A 22,067-nucleotide genomic window follows, 5' to 3' on the forward strand; every position below is an offset into this window, starting at 1 on the left:
GGTATGGGACAGCCGCTTCGGCGACTCGGTCCGCACCGTGATGCACGCCCAGATCATCGATCCGCATGCCGGCGAACGTCCGGTGTCGGCATCGGGGGTCGACGGCAGCGCCGCCGCATCTGCGCTCGATAACTACGACAAGTCGTTCAAGCAGGTCCAGCCGCCCACCAATGCGTTCGTGATCGGCATCGGCAAGTCCACCCAGTAACGACGGCACGCTCAGGGAGAACGCCATGAACCGCGCAGCCCGCTATCCGAAAGTCACGCGTCGCAGCCTGCACCGCCAGCGCGGTGCCGTCGCGATCATCGTCGGTCTCGCACTGGCGGTGATGATCGGGTTCGTCGGGCTGGCGCTGGATCTCGGCAAGCTGTACGTCACGCGCAGCGAACTGCAGAACAGCGCCGATGCCTGCGCGCTGTCCGCCGCGCGCGACCTGACGTCGGCGATCAGCCTGTCGGTGGCCGAGGCCGACGGCATCGCCGCCGGCCATCTGAATTTCGTGTTTTTCCAGAAGAAGTCGGTACAGATGTCGACGAACGCGAACGTCACGTTCAGCGATTCGCTGACCAACCCGTTCCTGACCAAGAACGCGGTCACGACGCCGGCGAACATCAAGTACGTGCAGTGCACCGCGACGCTGAGCAACATCGCGCACTGGTTCATCGAGGTGCTGAACGTGCTGCCGGGCACGAAGCTCGCGAATGCGGCGGAAGTGTCGGCGAGCGCGATCGCGACCGTCGGCGGCGGCCAGACCACCTGCGCGATCCCCGTGTTCGTGTGCCGTGGCCCGTCCGATCCGGCCTACAAGGTCGGCGACTGGATCTCGTCGCCGTCCGGGTCGTCGTCGACCTACGGGCCCGGCAACTTCGGCTGGGCGGCGCTCGACGGCTCGACGAACGAGACGACGCTCGCGAGCGAGCTGTCGGGCAATACCTGCAACATCACGAGCCCACCCGATCTGGCCACCACGGGCATGAAGTCGGCGTCGCAGCGGGCGTGGAATACGCGTTTCGGCATCTATACGAACGGCGCGAACGGTTCGAGCGGCCAGCCCGATTTCACCGGCTACGCATACGTCGGGCCGAACTACGGGCCGCCCGGAACGGCGGGCATCAAGGGTGACGCATACACGCAGTTCGTGGCCGACCGCGCGAGCTTCAAGCCTTACCAGGGCGACGGCGCGCCGCCGTCGGGCAGCGGCATCGCCACCAACGGCACGGCGACGGCGAGCAACTACTCGACGTACGGCAGCGACCGGCGCCTCGCGCTCGCGCCGGAAGGCGACTGTTCGACGCTGAAGGGCAGCAGCGGCAAGGTGCACGTCACGCAATGGGATTGCGTGCTGATGCTCGATCCGCTCCCGTTCAGCGCCGGCAGCGGCGCCGTCGTCGCGCACCTCGAATACCTCGGCTCGTCGGTCTCGGGCAACAACCCGTGCGCGACGCATGGCTTGCCCGGCAGCGGCAGTGCGTCGGGCACCCAGGTGCCGATGCTCGTTCAATAGCGGAGAGACGATCATGAAGAAGCCGCCGATTCGTCGTTCGCGCACCCGTGGCGTCGTCGCCGTCGAGTTCGCGCTCGTGCTGATGCCGATGATCATGCTCGCGACGGGCGTGGCCGAGTTCGGTCGCGCGATCTACCAGTACGAGACGCTGACCAAGGCCACGCGCGACGCGGCACGCTACCTGTCGGTCTGGCTGCCGACCGACAGCGCGTATCCGGTGTCGCAGGCGCAGTGCCTCGTCGTGTACGGCAGCACGACGTGCGGCTCGTCGGGCACCGAGCTGGTGCCCGGGCTCACGACGTCGATGGTCACGATCTGCGACGCGCAGCGCACGACCGGCTGCAGCGATGCGTCCGACCCGGCGCAGTTCGCGAACCTGCCGACCTACGATTCGAACAACAACGCGGCGAGCGGCACGGCCACGGGCGCGATCAACGTCGTCGAAGTGAAGATCTCGGGCTACCAGTACCAGCCGATCCCCGCGTACCCGTGGCTGCCGTCGATCACCTTCGGCAACATCGTCACCGTGATGAGGCAGGTGTCATGAACGCGCGCCATTTTCCGCTGTCCCGCCGGCGCGCGCAGCGCGGCGTGGCGATCGTCGAATTCGCGCTGATCGCGTCGGTGCTGATCATGCTGCTGATCGGCATCTTCGAGTTCGGCCGCGTGCTGTTCTACTGGAACACCGCGAGCGAGGCCGTGCGTCTCGGCGCGCGCACCGCGGTGGTCTGCGACGTGAACGCCGCGGGTGTCGTGAAGCGCGTGCGATCGCTGCTGCCGCTGCTGTCGAGCGCGAACGTGTCGGTCAACTACACGCCGTCGAGCTGCGACGTGAACACGTGCTCGTTCGTGACGGTGAGCGTCACGAACGTCACCGTCAAGACCATGATCCCGTTCATGAACGTCACGGTCAGGATGCCGCCGTTCACGACGACGCTGCCGCGCGAAAGCCTGAATTCCGCGACGGGCGGCTCCGCCTGCAACTAATCGAAAAGACGAGGCACACGACATGATCAACATCCTCGTAGCTTCCGACGATACCGCGCGGCTCACGCAGATCGCGCGTCTCGTGGCCGACTGCGGACGCTATCGCACGACGCGCGCCACCGGCCGCCCGTCGCAGATCGAGCATCGCACCGACGGGCTCGATGCGTTCGACATCCTGCTGATCGACGGCACGTCGCTCGATCCATCCGAGCTGTCGGCGATCGAGCGCATCTGCCGTGCGCATGCGGGCCTGACCTGCATCCTCGTGACGGCCGACGCATCGCCGCACGTGCTGCTCGACGCGATGCGCGCGGGCGCCCGCGACGTGCTGCAGTGGCCGCTCGATCCGCAGGCGCTCGGCAACGCGCTCGGGCGGGCGGCGGCGCAAAGCACGCGGCGCGATACCGACGACACGCGGATCGTGTCGTTCATGTCGTGCAAGGGCGGGGTCGGCACGAGCTTCGCGGCCGGCAACATCGCGTTCGAGATCGCGGAGGGCTTCAAGCGCCGCGTGCTGCTGATCGACCTGAACCAGCAGTTCGCCGACGCGGCATTCCTCGTCAGCGACGAAACGCCGCCGTCGACGCTGCCGCAGCTGTGCGCGCAGATCGAGCGGCTCGACGGCGCGTTTCTCGACGCGAGCGTCGCGCACGTGACGGAAAACTTTCACGTGCTGGCGGGCGCCGGCGACCCGGTCAAGGCCGCCGAGATGCGCGAGGACGCGCTCGAATGGATTCTCGGCGTCGCCGCGCCGCGCTACGACTTCGTGATCTTCGACGTCGGCGTCGGCATCAACCCGCTGTCGATGGTCGCGCTCGATCGCAGCGACCAGATCCAGATCGTGCTGCAGCCCGCGATGCCGCACGTGCGCGCCGGCCGCCGGCTGCTGGAAATTCTCGTGTCGCTCGGCTACTCGACCGACCAGTTGCGGCTGATCGTGAACCGCACGACCCGCGCGAGCGAGCGGACCCGCACCGCGCTCGAGGAAGTGCTCGGCCTGCACGCGGCCTGCACGATTCCGGACGACGCCGACACCGTGCTCGAAGCGATCAACCAGGGCCATCCGGTGTCGCGGCTCGCGCGCGGCTCGGCGGTCGTCCGGGCGTTGCAGGGCTGTGCGAAGCAACTCGTCGACGGCGAAGTGCGCGCGGGACGCGGCGCGACGCACAGCGAACCGTTGATGTCCCGGCTGTTCGGCCGCAAGGCCACGCCGAAGCTCAAGTCGATGTAATTCTTTCGGGGAACCATCATGTCATTGCGCGAACAGATGTCCTTGCACCGGGCCCAGCCGCTGGCGGCCAGCGAAGCGGCCGGCCCGGCGCATTCGTCGGTGCGCGACGCATACCAGAAGCTGCGCCGCGACATTCACCTGGCGGTGCTCGAGCGCGTCGAGCTCGAGCGCCTGTCCCGGCTGCATCAGGATCAGATCCGCATGGAAATCGGCGCGCTGATCGCGCGCATCCTCGACGAGGAGCGGCTGCCGGCGAACGACATCGAACGGCGCCAGCTCGCGATCGACGTGTACGACGAGATGTTCGGCTTCGGTCCGCTCGAAGCGCTGCTGCGCGACCCCGGCATTTCCGACATCCTCGTGAACACGTACCGGCAGGTCTACGTCGAGCGCTGCGGCCAGCTCGAACTGACCGACGTGACGTTCTACGACGACGCGCACCTGATGAAGGTGATCGAGAAGATCGTGTCGCGCGTCGGGCGCCGCATCGACGAATCGAGCCCGATGGTCGACGCCCGGCTGCCGGACGGTTCGCGCGTGAACGCGATCATCCCGCCGTCCGCGATCGACGGGCCGCTGATGTCGATCCGGCGCTTCGCGGTCAACCCGCTGAAGATGGACGACCTGGTGCGCTTCCACAGCCTGACGCCGCCGATGGCCGAGCTGCTCGACGCGCTGTCGCGCGCGAAGGTGAACGTGCTGGTGTCGGGCGGCACGGGCAGCGGCAAGACGACGCTGCTCAACATCCTGTCCGGCTTCATTCCGCGCAACGAGCGGATCGTGACGATCGAGGACGCCGCCGAGCTGCAACTGCAGCAGCCGCACGTACTGCGGCTCGAGACGCGCCCGCCGAACATCGAGGGCAAGGGCGAGATCACGCAGCGCACGCTGGTGCGCAACGCGCTGCGGATGCGCCCGGACCGCATCATCCTCGGCGAAGTGCGCGGTGCCGAAGCGCTCGACATGCTTAACGCGATGAACACCGGCCACGAAGGCTCGCTCGCGACGATCCATGCGAACACGCCGCGCGACGCGCTGACGCGCCTCGAGAACATGGTCAGCGTGTCCGGCCTGACGCTGCCGCCGAAGACGATGCGCCAGCAGATCGCGTCGGCGATCTCGGTGGTCGTGCAGGCGGCGCGCCTGACCGACGGCAAGCGCAAGATCGTCAGCATCCAGGAACTGACCGGGATGGAAGGCGACATCATCAACATGCAGGAGATCTTCACGTTCAAGCGCACGGGCGTGGACCGCGACGGCTCGGTGCGCGGCCACTTCTGCGCGACCGGCGTGCGGCCGAAGTTCGCCGAGCGGCTGCAGGCATTCGGCATCAACCTGCCGGATTCGCTGTACGACCCGTCCGTGCATTACGAGACGGACTGACGCCAGGGCGCCGTGCGCTGCCGGGGAGGCCTCATGAATGCGATCTTTTACGGTTTTGTGATTCTTACCTTCGTCGCGGTCGTGCTGTCGATCGAGGGCATCTATCAATGGTGGAACGCGCGGCACGGCGCCGCCGCGCGCCGGATCGAATCGCGCATTCGCGCGATGTCGGCCGGCGGCAACGTCCAGCAGGAGCGGCTGTCGATCCTGAAGAAGCGCATGCTCGACGAGTCGAAGCCGTTCGACCGGCTGCTGCTGCGCCTGCCGCGCGTGCATGCGCTCGATCTCGTGATCCAGCAGTCGGGCCTCGACTGGACGCTGCCGAAGCTGATCACGCTCAGTGCGACGTTCGCGGCCCTCGCGTGGTTCGTGGCGAGTTTCGCCCGCTTGCCGCAACTCGCCGCGGTGCCGGTCGCGCTGGTCGCCGGGTGGCTGCCGATGACGTACGTGCTGCGCTGCCGCGCCAAGCGGATGCGCAAGCTCGAGCGGCAGTTGCCGGACATCTGCGACATGATCGCGCGCGCGCTGCGTTCCGGCCATTCGTTCACGAGCACGCTCGGGATGGTCGGCGACGAGTTTTCCGAGCCGATGGGCGGCGAATTCCGCGTCACGTTCGACGAGGTCAACTACGGCGTGTCGCTGCACGACGCGCTGACGAATCTCGCGACGCGCGTGCCGGTGCAGGACCTGCGCTACTTCGTGATCGCGGTGCTGATCCAGCGCGAGACGGGCGGCAACCTGGCCGAATTGCTCGAGAGCATCGCCGGGCTGATCCGCGAGCGCTTCAAGCTGTTCGACAAGGTGCGCGTGCTGTCGGCGGAAGGGCGGCTGTCGGCGTGGATTCTCGGGCTCTTGCCGTTCGGCACCGCGGCGGTGATGGCGCTGCTGAACCGCGAATTCCTGTCGGTGCTCTGGGAGGACCCGGCGGGGATCCGGATGGTCGGCACGATGCTGGTGTCGATGCTGTTCGGCCTGTTCTGGATCCGCCGTATCGTGCGCATTCGCGTCTGACGCGCGAGCCGAATAACGAACCGTTGCGAGGTTGTCATGCAAAACCTGAGCGTGGTCCAGGCCGTGATGCTGGGCGGCTTGTTCATCTTCGTGGCCGGCGGCGTGCTCGTCGCGATGCTGCTGTTCTCGCCGCGCGGCATCCAGCGCCGGCTCCAGCAGGCCGGCGGGACCGGGGCGGGCGGCGTCGCCGGCCCGGGAGACGGCGACGACATGGCGTCGCGCTGGGTCGCGAAGTTGGTCGAGCTGTCCAGCCCGATCTCGAAGCTGTCGGTGCCGAAGGAGGGCTGGGAGAATTCGCCGTTGCGCATCCGGCTGATGAATGCCGGATGGCGCAACCAGAGCGCGGCCGCGGTGTATTTCACCGCGAAGACGATGCTCGCGCTCGGCCTGCCGTGCGCCGCGCTGCTGGCGCTGATCACCACGTCGCTCGGCGACGAGCGTGCGCTGCTGTCGCTGATCCTCGTCGCGCTCGCCGGCATCGGCTATTACATTCCGAACATCGTGCTGTCGCAGCGGGTCAAGGTGCGCCAGCGGAAGATCTTCGAGGATTTTCCGGACGCGCTCGACCTGCTGACGGTGTGCGTCGAAGCCGGCCTCGGGCTCGACGCGGCGCTGATGAAGGTGAGCGAGGAGCTGCGGTTTCGCAGCGAGGTGGTCGCGAGCGAACTCGACCTGCTGCTGCTCGAGATGCGCTCCGGCTTCACGAAGGAGACGGCGCTGCGCAATCTCGCGCTGCGCACCGGCGTGGAGGACATCGAATCGTTCTGCGCGATGCTGATCCAGGCCGACCGGTTCGGCACGAGCATCAGCGAATCGCTGCGCGTGCTGTCGGACATGCTGCGCACGCGGCGCCGGATGCGCGCGGAGGAACGCGCGGCGAAGATCGCGCTGAAGCTGCTGTTTCCGCTGATCTTCTGCATCTTTCCCGCGCTGATGATGGTGCTGCTCGGCCCGGCGATGATTCACGTCTATCGCGTGCTGCTGCCGACGTTCGTTGGCGTCGCGCCGTGAGCGGCGCGCGGATGCGGCTGCGCGCGCATCGATAAAGGCCGGATGTGCCGGCCCCGGGGCCACGCGGTGGCCATCCGGCGGCCGGCACGGCAACAGGCTTCATGGAGGCTCCCTCCCCAGGCGGCGCCGCGAGACAGGTCGACCATAGCGGCGTCAATGCATCCTGGACCCATGGTCGGCCATGGAACAAGCCGTAGTCCACCGCCTTCACGGCTGCCCCCTACTGCTAACCCGTTGAAGCGGCGGCGCCCCGTGGCGGGGCGGCCGGCGCGGCGCGCGTCACTGGAAGTGATGCACGTAGCGCAGCACCATCCGCGTGCCCTGCGGCCGGTTGCGCGCATAGGTCTCGAAGTACGCGTTGAACAGCAGGTGATCGTGCGGCGAGAAGCTGACCATCGCCCCCGGCCCGATCGCGAACACGGCCTCGCGCGTACCCGGCACGTCCTGCCCGTTGGCCTTCATGTCGGTGGTCTGGCGCAGCCAGTAGCCGTTGAGCCCCAGCCGCAGGCCGGGCCGCACTTCGTACTCGGTCGCAAAGTTCACGTGGAGCGCCTGGCCGGCCTGCGTCGACGTCACGTCGGGGCCGAGTGCCGTGGCCGGCTGATGGTTGGTCGCGTTCCACAGATAGTGCAGCCGCCACGACACGGTCCATTTCGGCGTGAGCCACAGCGTCGCGGCCCAGTACGGATCGAACGACCAGAAATGGCTGCCGGGATTGATCGCGCGCGACGGATCGTACGCGCCGGTCGGCACGATGAACTGGAATTCGACGCGCTGCGCGAAGCGCGGGCCCTGCGTGCCCATCACCGGGTCGAACTGGATGAACGGGCCGATCAGCAGATCGCCGAAGCCGGCGCGCGCATTCAGCGCGACGTTGCCGATGCCATCGTCGGTGCGCGCGGACGCAATCCACGGCAGGATTACGTCGAGGCCCGGATGCATGCCCGCGAACGTCAGCGGCGACTGATAGACGAGCTGGCTCAAGCCGGCGAACAGGTCGATGTCCTGCTTCGGCAGCCCGACCTTGTTGCCCGCATTGTCGTTGACGCGGCCGGCCGTGTAGTACTGCAGGTATTGCGTGCCGTACCAGCCGGCGCCGGCCGGCGGCATCCCGTCGAGGAAACTGGTCATGCCGAGGTTGACCGCGGGCAGGTCGGCCGCGTGGGCCGGCGCGTGGCCGGCGAGGCCGGCGATCGCGAAGCCTGCGGCGACGAGCAGGCGAGATCCGAGTTTCATGTTCACCACCTCCTGGTTATTTGTTTGTATGACTAATTAAAAGGCGCGTGAAAGATCGGGATGATCGGCGATCGCGCGATACTGGCCGGCATGAAACACGAGCGGCGCCTTGCCGAATGCGTCGAACCGTTCGATCTCGCCGATGAAGAGCAGGTGGTCGCCGCCTTCGTAGTGGCCGACGTTGCGGCACACGAAGCGCGCGCTCGCGCCGCCGAGGCACGGCACGCCGCCGCTTTCCGATGCCACGTGCGGCACGCCGTCGAACTTGTCGGCGCTGGGCGTCGCGAAGCGCCGCGATAGGTCGATCTGGTCGTGCGCGAGGATGTTGATCGCGAAGTGCGTGGCCGCGACGAAATCCGGGCGGCTCGGCGCGACCTTGCGCAGGCTCCACAGCACGAGCGGCGGATCGAGCGACAGCGACGAGAACGAATTCGCGGTGAGGCCCACCTTGCGCCCGTCGGCCGCGCACGTGGTGATCACGGTGACGCCGGTCGGGAACTGCCCGAACGCGGCGCGCAATTGCATCGGGTCGAGGGCCGCACGGTCGGTAACGGTCGTTTCCATGGCGGTTACTCCGCACGCACGCTGTGTTCGCGGATCAGCGCCGCGCAGGCCGACGGCTCGAACCACCACGGCGCGAACCGGCGCGGATCGTCGAAGCCGTCGACGATCGTTTTCGCGAGCGACGGCGACTGGCCGGCCGCGCCGAGCAGTTCGAGGATGTGCGGCGGCGGCGGGGTGAGCAGCGAGTTGGTCCAGCGCACGACATGCTGCGCATAGGCCCAGTAGCCTTCGAAGGTCTGCTGCATCCAGTCTTCGCCGAACGGCGCGGCGCCGCGCGCGACGATCGCGTCGAAATACGCGTTCGCGCATTTCGCGGCGTTGTTCGAGCCCTGGCCGGTGATCGGATCGTTGACGACCACCGCATCGGCCATCCCGAACACGGTGCGGCCCGACGGCAGCCGGAAGAACGGCTTGCGCACGGTCGGCGCGAAACGTCCGGCCAACGTGCCGTTCGGATCGGTGAGTTCGACGTCGCGGCAGCGTTCGAATTCCCACGGCACGTACTGCTGCAGGAACGACAGGCTGCGGTCCAGATGCTGCTCGGGCGTCTTCACGTCGGCCCAGCAGTCGAGCGGGCCGCCCGGGATGCCTTCGAACACCATGATTTCGCATGGGCCCGTGGTGGTCAGCGCGGGAAACACGAAATACTCGCCGATGCCCGGCAGCAGGTTGAAGCGTACGCGCGAATACGGCTCGCTCGGCGTCATCCCTTTCACGTAGGTGAGGGCCAGTGCGCGCTGCGGGCGGTCGAACGGGCTGCGCGCATCGTCGCGGCCGAGCAGGCCGACGATGTCGCCCTTGCCGGCCGCGAGCAGCACGAGGTCGTGGCTGCGCGCGAGTGCCTCGAGTTCGGGCACGCCGATGTCGGCGATGCGCACGTCCGCGCCGCGGCGGCGCACGCCGTCGAGCCAGTCGGCCATCTTCACGCGCTGGTCGACCGACTGCGCGTAGCGGGTGAGGCGCGACGACCAGTCGATCGCCTTGCGGCCGTGGCCGTCCGGGTGCGGCACCGCGATGCCGATGCCTTCGACGGCCGGGCACGCTTCCTCCCACGTATTCAGGCCGAGATCGCGCTCGATCTGCAACGACGTGTGGAACATGCACTGGCTCGACATGACCTTGCCCGTGCGGATCTGCTCCGCATCGCGGTTGGTCGCGAGCGTGACGTGGTAGCCCTGGTCGAGCAGGGCGAAGGCGAGTTGCAGGCCGGACTGGCCGGCGCCGACGATAGCGATGCGTCTCATGGGAAGGTCCTTGGTTGGTTGCGTAGCGGCCGTCATGATTGGAGGAAGCGGCGGTGCGGCACGGTCACTCCGCGAGCCGCGGAATCGCCGGCACCGCCTGTTCGGGGCCCATCGCGGCATAGCCGCCGTCCACCGCGTAGTCGGCGCCGGTCACGAAGCTCGCCGCGTCGCTGCACAGGAACGTGACGACCTGCGCGACTTCCGACGGATCGCCGACGCGCCCGAGCAGGTGGAACGGCGCGGCGACGCGATCGGTCTTTGCGCGGTCGCCGTGCGTCATCTCGTCCATCACGCGCGACCAGGTCCAGCCCGGCGATACCGAGTTGACGCGGATGCGATCGGGCGCGAGATCCATCGCCATGCTGCGCGTGAGCTGGCGGATCGCGGCCTTCGAGGTCGGATACAGCCAGCGGCCGGTTTGCGCGCACTGCGCGGAGATCGAGCTGAAGTTCACGATCGCGCCGCCGCCGCGCCGGGCCATGTGCGGATGCACGGCCTTCGCGAGCATCGCGGCCGACACGACGTTGACGTCCATCGCGGCGAGCCAGTCGTTGCGGGTCGCGTGGATGCCGTTGTCGACATAGCTGCACGCGAGGTTGACGAGCACGTCGATCGCGCCGAACCGCTCGACGATCGTCGCGACCGCGCGCTCGATCGCGCGATCGTCGGTGATGTCGAGCGCGAGGAACAGCGCCCGTTCGCCGAGCGACGCGGCCACGCGTGCGCCGTTGTCCGCATCGAGATCGAGGATCGCGACGCACGCACCGGCGCGGCTCAGGTCCTGCGCGACCGCGGCGCCGATCAGCGTGGCGCCGCCGGTAACGAGCGCGACTTTGCCAGCAAGGGCATTCATGGAGTGTCTCCGGGAATCGTGGGGTGAGGGAAGGGCCGCGTCAGTGCGCACCCGTCGATGGCGTGCTGTCGTGCCAGCGGCGCATCAGGCCGTTCGACGGCACGGTTTCGTCGAGCAGCTTGCGGGCCGTGTCGACGCCCGCGACCGGCAGGCCGGCCGGGTCGAGCAGGCCGATCTGCACGAGCACGCTCGCCTGATCCCAGTAGATGTGCTCGTGATAGAGCTTGTCGCCGCGAAACTTGACGATCGCGACGAGCGGAATCTCGACACGCTTGCCGGTCGGCGCGACGCCCGGCAGCATCCAGTCGATCTCGGTGGTGTGCGTGAAGCGGAACAGCAGCTCGTCGACGATCTGGCTCGCGCCGATCGTGCGCGAGATCGGCGTGATCGTCGTGTCGGGCGGGTTCGCATGCACGAAGTGATGCGTGTAGAAGCGCTTCAGTTCGTCGTGGCCGACGCCGCCCGTCAGCGTCGGAATATGGTTGACGTACGGCTCGGCGACCATCGTGGCCATCGTCGCGTCGACGTTGCGCGTGTCGAACTCGTGCTTCAGGTGCGTTTCCCACAGCGCGGACAGGTCGTAGCGCGGGCCGAGCGCGGCGCGGAACGCGGCGATCGCGCGCTGGTGGGCCATGACCGCGGCGGCCTTGTCGAAATGATCGCCGCCGGCGCGAGCGAATGCGTGATCGACGCCGGGGTAGACGTAGACTTCGACGCCGTCGCGACCCGCCAGCGCAGCCGCGATGCGCTGCTGCGCGTCGGGCGGGCAGAAGCGGTCCAGCTCCGCGATCTGCAGCACGAGCCGCCCGTGCAGGTGCGCGGCTTCGTCCAGCGCGTGCTCGATGCCCACGCCGTAGTAACTGACCGCCGCAGCCACGCCCGGCAGCCGGCACGCGGCGAGATACGCGAGCTTGCCGCCGAGGCAGTAGCCGAGCACGCCGGCTTCGCCCGTGCATTCCGGCCGCCGGCGGAGCACGGCCAGCGCGGCGCCGATGTCCTCGACGCCCTTGTTTTCGTCGTATTCGCGATAAAGGGCCATCGCGCGCTCGAAATCGGCCGCCGTATCACCGAGCTCGATGCCCGGGGCCTGGCGCCAGAACAGGTCCGGCACGAGCACCGTATAGCCTTCCTCGGCGTAATAGTCGGCCACGTCGCGCATCGTCGCGTTCGCGCCGAAGATCTCGTGACAGAGCACGATGCCCGGCCCGGTGCCGCCGGCCGGCGTGCTCAGGTACGCGCGGAATGCGCCGCCTTCCGGCGCTGGAATCTCGATGTGACGTCCGTTCATGGGTCCCTCCATGCGGTTGGTTTCGGTGACGGCCCAGTATTGGCGGCCGAAATGGGCGTTTCTATCCGCTTTCTTCGGCCGGTATCCGCGAATTCCGGAAACCTGCGGCAGCGGCTGCCGCAGGCCGGCGGGCCGGGGCCGAGTGCGGGTATGTGCGGATGCGGAACGCCCGCACAGTTTTCTACGATGCGCGAACGGTCCGCTTCTTGCGTGGCTTGCGCGGGACTTGCGTGTTTCGTAGGACGGACTGTCCGGATACTCCGGGCGCTGTCCGGATCGTGCGACGCATTCCCCGATAGCGGGAATGCATGCACGGCGCGAGTGCGATCGAGCACGACGGGAGAACTTCGATGGCGCAATTTTTCGAAACCGGCTGGCTGGCCGATGCCGCCTGTTTCAATCACGACACGCTGCTGCTGCAGTCGAACGACGTCGACGAGGTGCGCGCACGCGTGGCCGATGTGTTCAAGCCGCACCGGCTCACGCCGACCGGCGAATCGCGTGCGCTGCACAGCTGCATGCACCATGCGCGCTGGGGCAACCTGTCGTTGAACCTGCTCGATTACGGTGGCGGCGTCAGCATCGAGCCGGGGCCGCTCGAGCATTTCTTCCTGCTGCAGATTCCGCTGCGCGGCGACGCCGAGATCGAATGCGGCGCGACGCGCTTCGTGTCGTCGCCGGGCACCGCGTCGCTGCTTTCGCCGACGCTGCCGTTGAAGATGCGCTGGGGCGATGCGTGCCCGCAGGTGATCCTGCGCATCGAGCGTGAAGTGATGGAGCGCCACGCGCAGCGGCATTTCGGCGACGACCGGCGTGCGAGCGTCGAATTCGAACCGGAATTCAGCCTGGCGTCGCCGCAGGGCACCTGTCTCGCGCAATTGCTGCCGGTGCTCGCCGGCGCGATCGCGACGGACGCGCATCCGTTGCGTCATCCGCTTGCGTTCGAGCAGCTCGAATCGACGCTGCTCAACCTGCTGCTGCACGGCCACTCGAACAGCGCACGCGACGGCACGCGGCGCCTGCCGACGGCGCTCGCGCCGTTCTACGTGCGGCGCGTCGAGGAATACATTCGCGCGCATCTCGACGAGCCGCTGACGATCGAACGGCTCGCCGATCTCGCCGGCGTCAGCCCGAGCACGCTGTTCGCCGGCTTTCGCAATCGCCACGGCATCACGCCGATGGGCTTCGTGCGGCAGTTGCGGCTGCAACATGTACGCGACGAACTGCTGGCCGACGATACGCCGGGGCTCGCGTCGGTCACCGATATCGCGCTGAAATGGGGTTTCGCGCACCTCGGGCGGTTCGCGATCGAGTACAAGCGCGCGTTCGGCGAATCGCCGTCGGCCACGCTCAGGATGCGGCGCGCGCGGGGGTGAACGCGACGGCGGGCGCGCTGTCCCGCCGTCGCGATGGTCCATGCGGCTGCGCCTGGCCCGGCCGGCGTGCCGGGCGCAGCCGCTGGCCGGATCGTCTACGTCACACCGTGCCTTTCTTCAGATCGTCGATGCACGGGATGCCGGCGCGTCGTTTCGGCCGCAGGAATTTCGGCATCGACGGGGCCTGGCCGACGCCTGCCTGGCTCTGACCGGTCCTGGGCTTCAACGCGGCCGGCTTGGCCTTGCGCGGCATCCGGCAGCCGCCGGCCGCCAGGTCGCCGTACGGATCGTCGTCGACGGCTGCCGCGGGGGCCGCCGGCATCGCCGGGGCGGCTGCCGCGACCAGCATCGGCGCGAACGGCAACGCATGCAGCCGCTCGCCGGTCAGGACGAACGCACCGTTGGCCACCGCTGGTGCGATCGGCGGCACGCCGGCGTCGCTCAACCCGGTCGGATGGGCGTCCGACGGAACGAAGAAGACATCCACCGGCGGCGCTTCCTGCATGCGCACGGGTGGATAGTCGGCGAAACCGGCGTTGCGCACCGCGCCATGGTCGACGTCGATCGCGAAGCCCGGCTTCGTCGTCGCGAGGCCGAACAGCGCGCCGCCCTGGATCTGCGCTTCCGCGCCGGTCGGGTTGACGATGCGGCCCGCATACACGCCGGCCGTCACGCGATGCACGCGCGGTTGCTGCGCTTCGATCGAGACCTCCGTCACGTAGGCCACGACCGTCCCGGCCGATTCGTGCATGGCCGTGCCCCATGCGTGCCCGGCAGGCAGCGTGCGCGTGCCGTAGCCGGATTTGTCGACGGCGAGCGCGAGCGCCTGGCGATGGGGCGCGTGCTCGGGACCGGACAGCCGTGCCATCCGATACGCGACCGGGTCCTGTCGCGCCGCGTGCGCGAGCTCGTCGACCAGCGTCTCCATCACGAATGCCGTATGCGTATGGCCGCCCGAGCGCCACGACTGGACCGGCACGTCCGCGTCCGTCTGATGGACCGACACCTGCATCGGAAAGCCGTACGGGCTGTCGGCGACGCCTTCGGTCAGCGCGGGGTCGACGCCACCCTTGCGAATCGTCGTGCGCTCGAGCGGCGAACCCTTCAGCACCGACTGGCCGACGACGACGTGCTGCCAGTCGCGCACGGCGCCGCTGCCGTCCACGCCGATGTCGACGCGATGCAGCACCATCGGGCGGTAATAGCCGCCGCGCAGATCGTCCTCGCGCGTCCAGATCGTCTTGACCGGGCCGAGGTGGCCGGCGGCCAGATAGGCGGCGGATACGCGCGCGGCTTCGACCACGTAGTCCGACGTCGGCGTCGAACGCCGGCCGTAGTCGCCGCCCGACGTCATCGTGAAGATCTGGACCTTGGCCGGCGCCACGCCGAGCGCCTTCGCGACCGCGGCGCGATCGGCCGTCTGCAGCGACGATCCGCCCCAGATCTTGATCCCGCACGCGCAGCTCGCCGGGCCGACGTCCACCGTACAGCTGAGCGGCTCCATCGGCGCATGCGCGAGATACGGAAATTCGTAATCCTTCTGAATCCGTGTTGCCGGTGGCGGCGCACTGCCGCTCGACGCTGTCCGCACCACGGTGCCGGGCGAGGCGGCGAGCTGCTTGTAAGCGCGCATCTGTTCCGCTGACGACACGCTCGACCCGCTGTCCTTCCATGTGACCTGCAACGCATCGCGCCCGAGTTTGGCCGGCCAGTACCCATCGGCGATGACGGCCACGCCGGTGCCGCCGCGGTCGACCGGGATCTCGACGACTTCCACCACGCCCTTGACCGCCCGGGCCGCGGCCGCGTTGTAGCTCGCGACCTGCCCGCCGAAGCGCGGCGGGCGCGCGACCACGGCCACCTTCATGTCCGGCAGGCGCCAGTCCATTCCGTACTTGAGCGTGCCGTCGAGCATCGCGCGTGCGTCGATGCGCGGTGTCGGCTTGCCGATGATGCGGAACTGGTCCGGCGATTTCAACGGCACCCGCTGCGGCACCGGCATCGCCATCGCGTCGGGCGCCAGTTCGCCGTAGGTCGCGCTGCGGTTGCCGGCCGTCACGACACCGTTCGCGGTGCGGCACGCGGCGGGATCGACGTTCCAGCGCCGCGCGGCCGCGGCGACGAGCATCGCGCGCGCGGACGCGCCGAGTTCGCGATATTGCGCGAACGAGTGATTGACCGACGTCGCGCCGCCGGTCATCTGGATGCCCGTCACCGGGTCCTTGTACGGCTCGCCGGCCGGTGCGAGCACGGTGCGTACGTTGCGCCAGTCGGCATCCAGTTCGTCGGCCAGCGCCATCGGCAGCGCGGTGCTGACGCCCTGGCCGGATTCCGTCCGGTTGACGGCGATCGTCACCGTGTTGTCCGGCGCGATGATCAGGAATGCTTGCGGTGGCGAAGACGGAAGGGCTTTGCCGGCTTCGGCCGTGGCCCGGGTCGGCGCGATGCCCAGTGCAAGGCAGCCGCTCGCCGCCATCGTGAGCTTCAGGAAGCCGCGCCGGCCGAGCGTCGGAGAACCTGTTCCGGCGACCGGCGAAGCGTCGGGGTGGGGGGCGTCGGTGCTCGCCGGGCGCCCGGCAGTGCGAATACGCATGATCAATGTCTCCCGGCAGGCTCAGGCAAGCGCGCTGGCCGCATCGTGAATCGCGGCGCGGATGCGCTGGTAGGTCGCACAGCGGCACAGGTTGCCGGCCATCGCGCGATCGATGTCGGCGTCGGTCGGCGCCTTGTTGCCGCGCAGCAGGGCAGCCGCGCTCATCATCTGGCCGCTCTGGCAGTAGCCGCATTGCGCGACGTCGTGCCGGAGCCACGCGTCGAGGACGGCCTTGCCGAGCGCATCGTCGGCGAGATGTTCGGACGTCGTGATGCGCGCACTGCCGACCGCCGACAGCGCCAGCGTGCAGCTTCGGGCCGCCCGGCCGTCGACATGAACGGTGCACGCGCCGCAGTCGCCGGTGCCGCAGCCGAACTTGGTGCCGGTCAGCCCGAGGTTGTCGCGCAGCACCCAGAGCACCGGCGTCGACGGATCGGCATCGATCTCGGCCGGCCGGTTGTTGATGTTCAACGTCACCATCGTGAAGTTCTCCCTTGGACACCTCGTTATCGCCCGCGAATCGGAAAGGCAATGCGGCGGATCTGAATCAATTAGAGCAGATCCGCTAAAAATTCGGCATCCGGGAATTTGATTTTTTTGCCTTTCTTAATGATTTTCGTGATTTACTTAAAGAGAATCATTTTCATCTCGGGCGAAAATGAGTTAATCGGGATGAAAGAATGTTGAGTTTTGCCAAAAAAATATCCGGCCCATGGAAAACGTTTGCGAGTCGAGCCTATATTTGTCTCGCGATCACGCCTGGAGACATGAGAATCGGACGGCAGGTACTGACGAACGGGTAGGCGGGGCGACGGCGGTACGGTTGTCCGACCGGGCAGGTCCGGCGTTTGATTGTCGGGCGGAAGGCTCCGTACATACGGGATTTCGGCGGGGAGGCGGTGTTGGCCTGCAGGGACGGACGGGGTTCGACTGTGCTCCCCCGGGCAGTGCTTCCGGCTATATGAAAACAACTGTTTCTGATTAGCGAAAAACTTACCGGGTGACGAAGGGGGCTTAAAAGTAAAATATGCCGATTCAATAATACTCAGCGATTCATTCTCATTGGTTTTTAATCCAGTCAACCACTTCGGATTGGTGACGGGGCGGTGTTTTTCTAAAAAACATCGAATAGCGAATTCCAGTATTTGTCTTCGGCATTTTAAATGCGTCGAGGCAATACCCGGTGTCGTCGATTCTCTTATGGGAAGGTGTGATTATGCGTATGCGCATGGGCTCGAACAAAAAGCGCGCGGAAGCACGTCCGAAACTCCTCGTCCCGACCGGCATGCTGGTCGCGCTGGTCGGTGCCGGGATCGTCCCCGTCGACGCGCTGGCCGCCTGCACCGGAACGACGACCGTCAGTTGTACCGGAGCCACCACGTCCTATTCGAACGGCACCAACAATCTCAACCTGACCGTTGCGCCGCTCGCGACCGTATCCGTGGTGCCGTTGCTCGGCGGCACCGCGCTGTCGCTGACCGGCAGCGGCGTCACGCTGACCAACAACGGCAGGATCGACCCCGCGTTGTCCGGGTTGAGCCTCGTGTCGAACGGCACGGTGGTCGGCAATGTCGGGTCGGCGAGCACCGTCAACGTCACGAACGCCAGCTCGGGCGTGATGATGGGGTCGACGAGCTCGCTGCTCAACGGGCCGGCGTTGACGGTATACAACGGCACGGGCGGCACGACGAACATCACGAATGCCGGCACGATCGGTACGACCGGCTTGCTGGGCTTCAGCGCAGGCCCGACCGCGCAGGTCGTGACCACGTCGGGCGGCGCACAGGTCAACTTCACCAACGCGAGCGGCGGCGCGATCAACGGTTCGGTGGTGCTCGCGCCCAGCGGGACGCCGGGCGCGGGGAACACGTTCACCAACGCCGGCACCGTCACCGGCAACGTGTCGCTGGGCGCGGCCCTCGGCACGTCGAACACGTTCAATGCGCAGACCGGGTCGTCGGTCGGGCTCGGCGTCGATGCCGGGCTGGGCGGCAACAACACGCTCAACCTGCAACTGAACACGGCTGTCGGCAGCCCGGCGAACGGCACCATTGCAGTCGATACGTACGGCAACTTCAACAACCTCGGCGTGCAGGGCGGCACGTGGGACCTCACCGGCGCATCGACCGCGACGAACGCGTCGCTGACCGGCGGCACCGCGATCGTCCACGGCGCCGGGGCCCTGGGCACCGGCACGATCGTGGCCGGCGGCGGCACGCTCGAGGCCGGCGCGGCCGGCGTGAACCTCCTCAACAACGTGGCGCTCGGCACGAGCCTGACGGTCGACGGCGCGAACGGGCTCGCGTTGTCGGGCACGATCGGCGGTGGCGGCGCGCTGAACGCGAGCGGCACCGGCACGCTGACGCTGAACGGCGCGAATTCGTTCACGGGCGGAACGAATCTGACGGGCGGCGGCGGGCTCGTCGTCGGTACCGGCACGGCGCTCGGCACGGGCGCGCTGAACGTGAGCAGCGCGGGCGGCACGCTCGGCACCAGCATCGGCGGCACGTTGCTCGGCAATGCAGTGAATATCGACACCGGCGTGACGCTCGGCCTGAACGGTTCGGCCAACCTCGGCCTCGGCGGCACGATCGCCGGCAATGGCGGTCTCGCGCAAACCGGCGCGGGGACGACGACGCTGCTGGGCGTGAACACGTTCTCGGGCGGCACCGCGCTGAGCGGCGGCGGGTTGATCGCCGGCACCGGCGCGGCGCTCGGCACCGGCGCGCTGCATGTGACCGGCGCGGGCGGCTCGCTGGCGACGAACGTGGGCGGCACGCTGCTCGGCAATGCGGTGAATCTCGATGCTGGCGCCACGCTGGGCTTGAACGGCGCGGCCGGCCTGAGCCTCGGCGGCACGATCGCCGGGAACGGCGGCCTCGCGCAAAGCGGCACGGGCACGACGACGCTGCTGGGCGTGAACACGTTCTCGGGCGGCACCGCGCTGAGCGGCGGCGGGTTGATCGCCGGCAACGGCGCGGCGATCGGCACGGGCGCGCTGAACGTATCCGGTGCGGGCGGCACCCTCGCGACGAGCGTCGGCGGCACGCTGCTCGGCAATGCAGTGAACCTCGGCGCGGGCGCGACGCTCGGCCTGAACGGTGCGGCCGACCTGAGCCTCGGCGGTGTGATCGGCGGGAGCGGCCACCTGGCGCAAAGCGGCGCCGGCACGACGACGCTGCTTGGGGCGAACACGTTCACGGGCGGCACGGCGCTGAGCGGTGGCGGGTTGATCGCCGGCAACGGCGCGGCGCTCGGCACGGGCGCGCTGAACGTATCCGGCACGGGCGGCACGCTTGCGACGAACGTCGCCGGCACCGTGCTGGGCAACGCGGTGAATCTCGGCGCGGGCGCGACCCTCGGCCTGAACGGCGCAGCCGATCTCGGCCTGAACGGCGCGATCTCGGGCGCGGGCGGCCTCGCGCTCGGCGGCACCGGCGCGACGACGCTGTCCGGCGCGAACACGTTTACGGGCGGCGCGAGCCTGACGGGCGGCGGCAGCCTGATCGTCGGCGGCAACACGGCGCTCGGCGTGGGCGGCGCGTTGAACGTGAGCGGCCTCGGCGGTTCGCTGAGCGCGGATCTGGCTGCCGGCGCGGCGCTCGCGAACGGCATCAATTTGAACGGCGCATCGCTGACGCTGAACGGCGCGAACGACCTCGGCCTGAGCGGCGCGATCGGCGGCAGCGGCGGTCTCGTGCTGAGCGGCACGGGGACGACGACGCTGTCCGGCGCGAACACCTTCGGCGGCGGCACGACGCTGAGCGCCGGCACGCTGCTCGCCGGCAGCAATACGGCGCTCGGCAGCGGCGCGCTCAACGTCGCCGGTGCGGGCGGTGCGCTCGGCGCGAGCGTGAACGGCATCGCGCTGGGCAACGCGATGAACCTCGGCGCCGGCGCGACGCTTGCATTGACCGGCGCGAACGATCTGGGCCTGAACGGCGTGATCGGCGGTAGCGGCGGTCTCGCGCAACTCGGCTCGGGCATCACGACGCTGACCGGCGCGAACACGTTCTCGGGCGGCACGACGCTGAGCGGTGGCGGCATCCTCGCCGGCAACGGCGCGGCACTGGGTACGGGCGCGCTGAACGTGACCGGCGCGGGCGGTTCGCTCGGCACGACCGTCGGCGGCACGGTGCTCGGCAACGCGATTCAGCTCGGCGCCGGCGCGGCGCTGACGGTTGGCGGTCCGAACGATGTCGGGCTGGGCGGGATCATTTCCGGTAGCGGCGGCCTGTCCGTGAACGGCCCGGGTAGAACGACGCTCACCGCGGCCGAAACGTTTACCGGCGGCACCACGATCGGCAGCGGCACGCTCGCGATCGGCGCGGGCGGCAGCCTCGCCGCGTCGAGCCCCGTCAACCTGACCGGTGCCGGTGCGCAGTTCAATATCAGCGGTGCGACCACGCCGCAGTCGATCGGCACGCTGTCGGGTGTCGCCGGTTCGACAATCGATCTCGGTGCGAACCACCTGACGCTCGCGGGCAGCGGCAGCGGCGTCTTCGCGGGCAACATCGGCGGGGCGGGCGGGCTGACGCTTGCCGGCACCGGCTCGCAGGCACTGACCGGCAACAACACGTATGCGGGCGGCACCGCGCTGACGGGCGGCAGCCTGGTCGTCGGCAGCGGCGCGGCGCTCGGCCTCGGCGCACTCGACGTCAACGGCTCGGCGTCGCTCGGCGCGAGCGTGCCGGGCGTGACGCTCGGCAATGCGGTCAATCTCGGCGCCGGTGTCACGCTGGGGTTGAACGGCGCGAACGATCTCGGCCTGAGCGGCACGATCGCCGGCAACGGCGGGCTCGCGCAAACCGGCAGCGGCACGACGACGCTGCTCGGGGCGAACACGTTCTCGGGCGGCACGACGCTGAGCGGAGGCGGACTGATCGCCGGCACCGGCGCGGCGCTCGGCACCGGCGCGCTGAATGTGAGCGGGGCGGGCGGCACGCTTGCCACGAACGTCGCCGGTACCTTGCTCGGCAACGCGGTGAACCTCGGCGCGGGCGCGACGCTCGGGCTGAACGGCGCGGCCGATCTGAGCCTGGGCGGCGTGATTGCCGGCAACGGCGGCCTCGCGCAAACCGGCAGCGGCACGACGACGCTGCTCGGGGCGAACACGTTCTCGGGCGGCACGACGCTGAGCGGTGGCGGCTTGATCGCCGGCAATGGCTCGGCGCTCGGCACGGGCGCGTTGAACGTGACCGGCGCGGGCGGCTCGCTCGGCACGAACGTCGGCGGCACGGTGCTCGGCAACGCGGTGAATCTCGGCGCGGGCGCGACGCTGACGGTCGGCGGCGCGAACAATCTTGGCCTCGGCGGCGCGATTTCGGGCGGCGGCAATCTGTCGGTCAGCGGCCCGTCGATCACGACGCTCACGGGGGCGGGCAGCTACACCGGCAACACGACGATCGGCAACGGCAGCACGCTCGCGGTGGGTGCCGGCGGCAGCCTGTCGGGCGGCAGTCTGTTCGAGCTGGCCGGCGCGGGCGCGACGCTCGACCTGAGCGCGGCCACGTCGCCGCAGACGACGGGCGGGCTGGTCGGTACGGCCGGCGCGGCGGTGAATCTCGGCGGCAATACGCTGACGCTCGGCGGCTCCGGTAACGGCACGTTCGGCGGCACGATCGGCGGTGCGGGCGGGCTGACGCTCGCCGGCACCGGCACGGAAACGTTGACGGGCACCAACACCTACACAGGCGGCACACTGATCAACAGCGGCACGCTGGCGATCGGCGCGGGCGGCAGCCTGGCGGCAGGCGGCGCGGTGAATCTGGGCGGCGCCTGCCGC

At 68.7% G+C, this 22,067-nt stretch carries 17 protein-coding genes; 10 read left to right on the forward strand and 7 right to left on the reverse strand.

Features of this window, described 5'->3' with window-relative positions; all coding sequences use genetic code 11:
- The 8 genes from H3O04_RS21335 to H3O04_RS21370 all read left to right on the forward strand — a co-directional run.
- A partial coding sequence (locus H3O04_RS21335; RefSeq protein ID WP_202588394.1) for a hypothetical protein occupies window positions 1-208 on the forward strand: 208 nt, incomplete at its 5' end.
- A 25-nt stretch (window positions 209-233) separates the two neighbouring features.
- Entirely contained in the window at window positions 234-1,505 is a 1,272-nt protein-coding gene (locus H3O04_RS21340; RefSeq protein ID WP_124676902.1) for a pilus assembly protein TadG-related protein, read from the forward strand.
- A gap of 13 nt (window positions 1,506-1,518) precedes the next feature.
- Window positions 1,519-2,052, forward strand: coding sequence for a TadE/TadG family type IV pilus assembly protein (locus tag H3O04_RS21345; RefSeq protein ID WP_105798110.1), 534 nt, complete (start codon window positions 1,519-1,521; stop codon window positions 2,050-2,052).
- Window positions 2,049-2,492, forward strand: a complete 444-nt coding sequence (locus tag H3O04_RS21350; protein WP_011549050.1) for a TadE/TadG family type IV pilus assembly protein — start codon at window positions 2,049-2,051, stop codon at window positions 2,490-2,492. The genes H3O04_RS21345 and H3O04_RS21350 overlap by 4 nt, the downstream gene beginning before the upstream one ends.
- Window positions 2,493-2,514: 22 nt before the next feature.
- On the forward strand, window positions 2,515-3,723 hold the full coding sequence (locus tag H3O04_RS21355) for an AAA family ATPase (RefSeq protein ID WP_202588395.1): 1,209 nt from the start codon (window positions 2,515-2,517) through the stop codon (window positions 3,721-3,723).
- Between the two features lie 18 nt (window positions 3,724-3,741).
- A complete protein-coding gene (locus H3O04_RS21360; protein ID WP_023477415.1) occupies window positions 3,742-5,106 on the forward strand; it encodes a CpaF family protein in 1,365 nt (454 codons plus the stop codon).
- A 33-nt stretch (window positions 5,107-5,139) separates the two neighbouring features.
- Window positions 5,140-6,117, forward strand: coding sequence for a type II secretion system F family protein (locus H3O04_RS21365; protein WP_011695056.1), 978 nt, complete (start codon window positions 5,140-5,142; stop codon window positions 6,115-6,117).
- A 36-nt stretch (window positions 6,118-6,153) separates the two neighbouring features.
- Window positions 6,154-7,128 (forward strand): type II secretion system F family protein, encoded by a 975-nt coding sequence (locus tag H3O04_RS21370; protein WP_023477416.1) that lies wholly within the window; start codon window positions 6,154-6,156, stop codon window positions 7,126-7,128.
- 279 nt (window positions 7,129-7,407) lie between these two features.
- Here H3O04_RS21370 and H3O04_RS21375 read toward each other — a convergent pair whose 3' ends face one another.
- The 5 genes from H3O04_RS21375 to H3O04_RS21395 form a co-directional block, all read right to left on the reverse strand.
- Window positions 7,408-8,364 carry a SphA family protein gene (locus tag H3O04_RS21375; RefSeq protein WP_077179946.1) on the reverse strand — a complete coding sequence of 319 codons (957 nt, stop codon included), beginning with the start codon at window positions 8,362-8,364 and terminating at the stop codon, window positions 7,408-7,410.
- 36 nt (window positions 8,365-8,400) lie between these two features.
- Window positions 8,401-8,928, reverse strand: coding sequence for a flavin reductase family protein (locus H3O04_RS21380; protein WP_202588396.1), 528 nt, complete (start codon window positions 8,926-8,928; stop codon window positions 8,401-8,403).
- A gap of 5 nt (window positions 8,929-8,933) precedes the next feature.
- On the reverse strand, window positions 8,934-10,172 hold the full coding sequence (locus tag H3O04_RS21385) for a styrene monooxygenase/indole monooxygenase family protein (RefSeq protein ID WP_006486286.1): 1,239 nt from the start codon (window positions 10,170-10,172) through the stop codon (window positions 8,934-8,936).
- A gap of 64 nt (window positions 10,173-10,236) precedes the next feature.
- Window positions 10,237-11,025, reverse strand: coding sequence for an SDR family oxidoreductase (locus H3O04_RS21390; protein ID WP_202588397.1), 789 nt, complete (start codon window positions 11,023-11,025; stop codon window positions 10,237-10,239).
- A 40-nt stretch (window positions 11,026-11,065) separates the two neighbouring features.
- Complete coding sequence (locus H3O04_RS21395) at window positions 11,066-12,313, reverse strand: dienelactone hydrolase family protein (RefSeq protein ID WP_202588398.1); 1,248 nt, start codon at window positions 12,311-12,313, stop codon at window positions 11,066-11,068.
- A 350-nt stretch (window positions 12,314-12,663) separates the two neighbouring features.
- Between H3O04_RS21395 and H3O04_RS21400 the strand changes: the two genes are divergently transcribed.
- Window positions 12,664-13,689, forward strand: a complete 1,026-nt coding sequence (locus tag H3O04_RS21400; protein WP_202588399.1) for an AraC family transcriptional regulator — start codon at window positions 12,664-12,666, stop codon at window positions 13,687-13,689.
- Window positions 13,690-13,789: 100 nt separating this feature from the next.
- On the opposite strand, the gene H3O04_RS21405 is transcribed toward H3O04_RS21400, so the two are convergent.
- Window positions 13,790-16,282, reverse strand: a complete 2,493-nt coding sequence (locus tag H3O04_RS21405; RefSeq protein ID WP_202588400.1) for a xanthine dehydrogenase family protein molybdopterin-binding subunit — start codon at window positions 16,280-16,282, stop codon at window positions 13,790-13,792.
- Window positions 16,283-16,303: 21 nt separating this feature from the next.
- Window positions 16,304-16,762 carry a (2Fe-2S)-binding protein gene (locus H3O04_RS21410; RefSeq protein WP_011549039.1) on the reverse strand — a complete coding sequence of 153 codons (459 nt, stop codon included), beginning with the start codon at window positions 16,760-16,762 and terminating at the stop codon, window positions 16,304-16,306.
- A gap of 736 nt (window positions 16,763-17,498) precedes the next feature.
- Here H3O04_RS21410 and H3O04_RS21415 point away from each other — a divergent pair.
- Window positions 17,499-22,067: beta strand repeat-containing protein (locus H3O04_RS21415; RefSeq protein WP_202588401.1), on the forward strand; the 4,569-nt coding region annotated here is incomplete at its 3' end.

The organism is Burkholderia sp. KCJ3K979 (assembly GCF_016759955.1).
Taxonomy (GTDB): Bacteria; Pseudomonadota; Gammaproteobacteria; order Burkholderiales; family Burkholderiaceae; genus Burkholderia; species Burkholderia orbicola.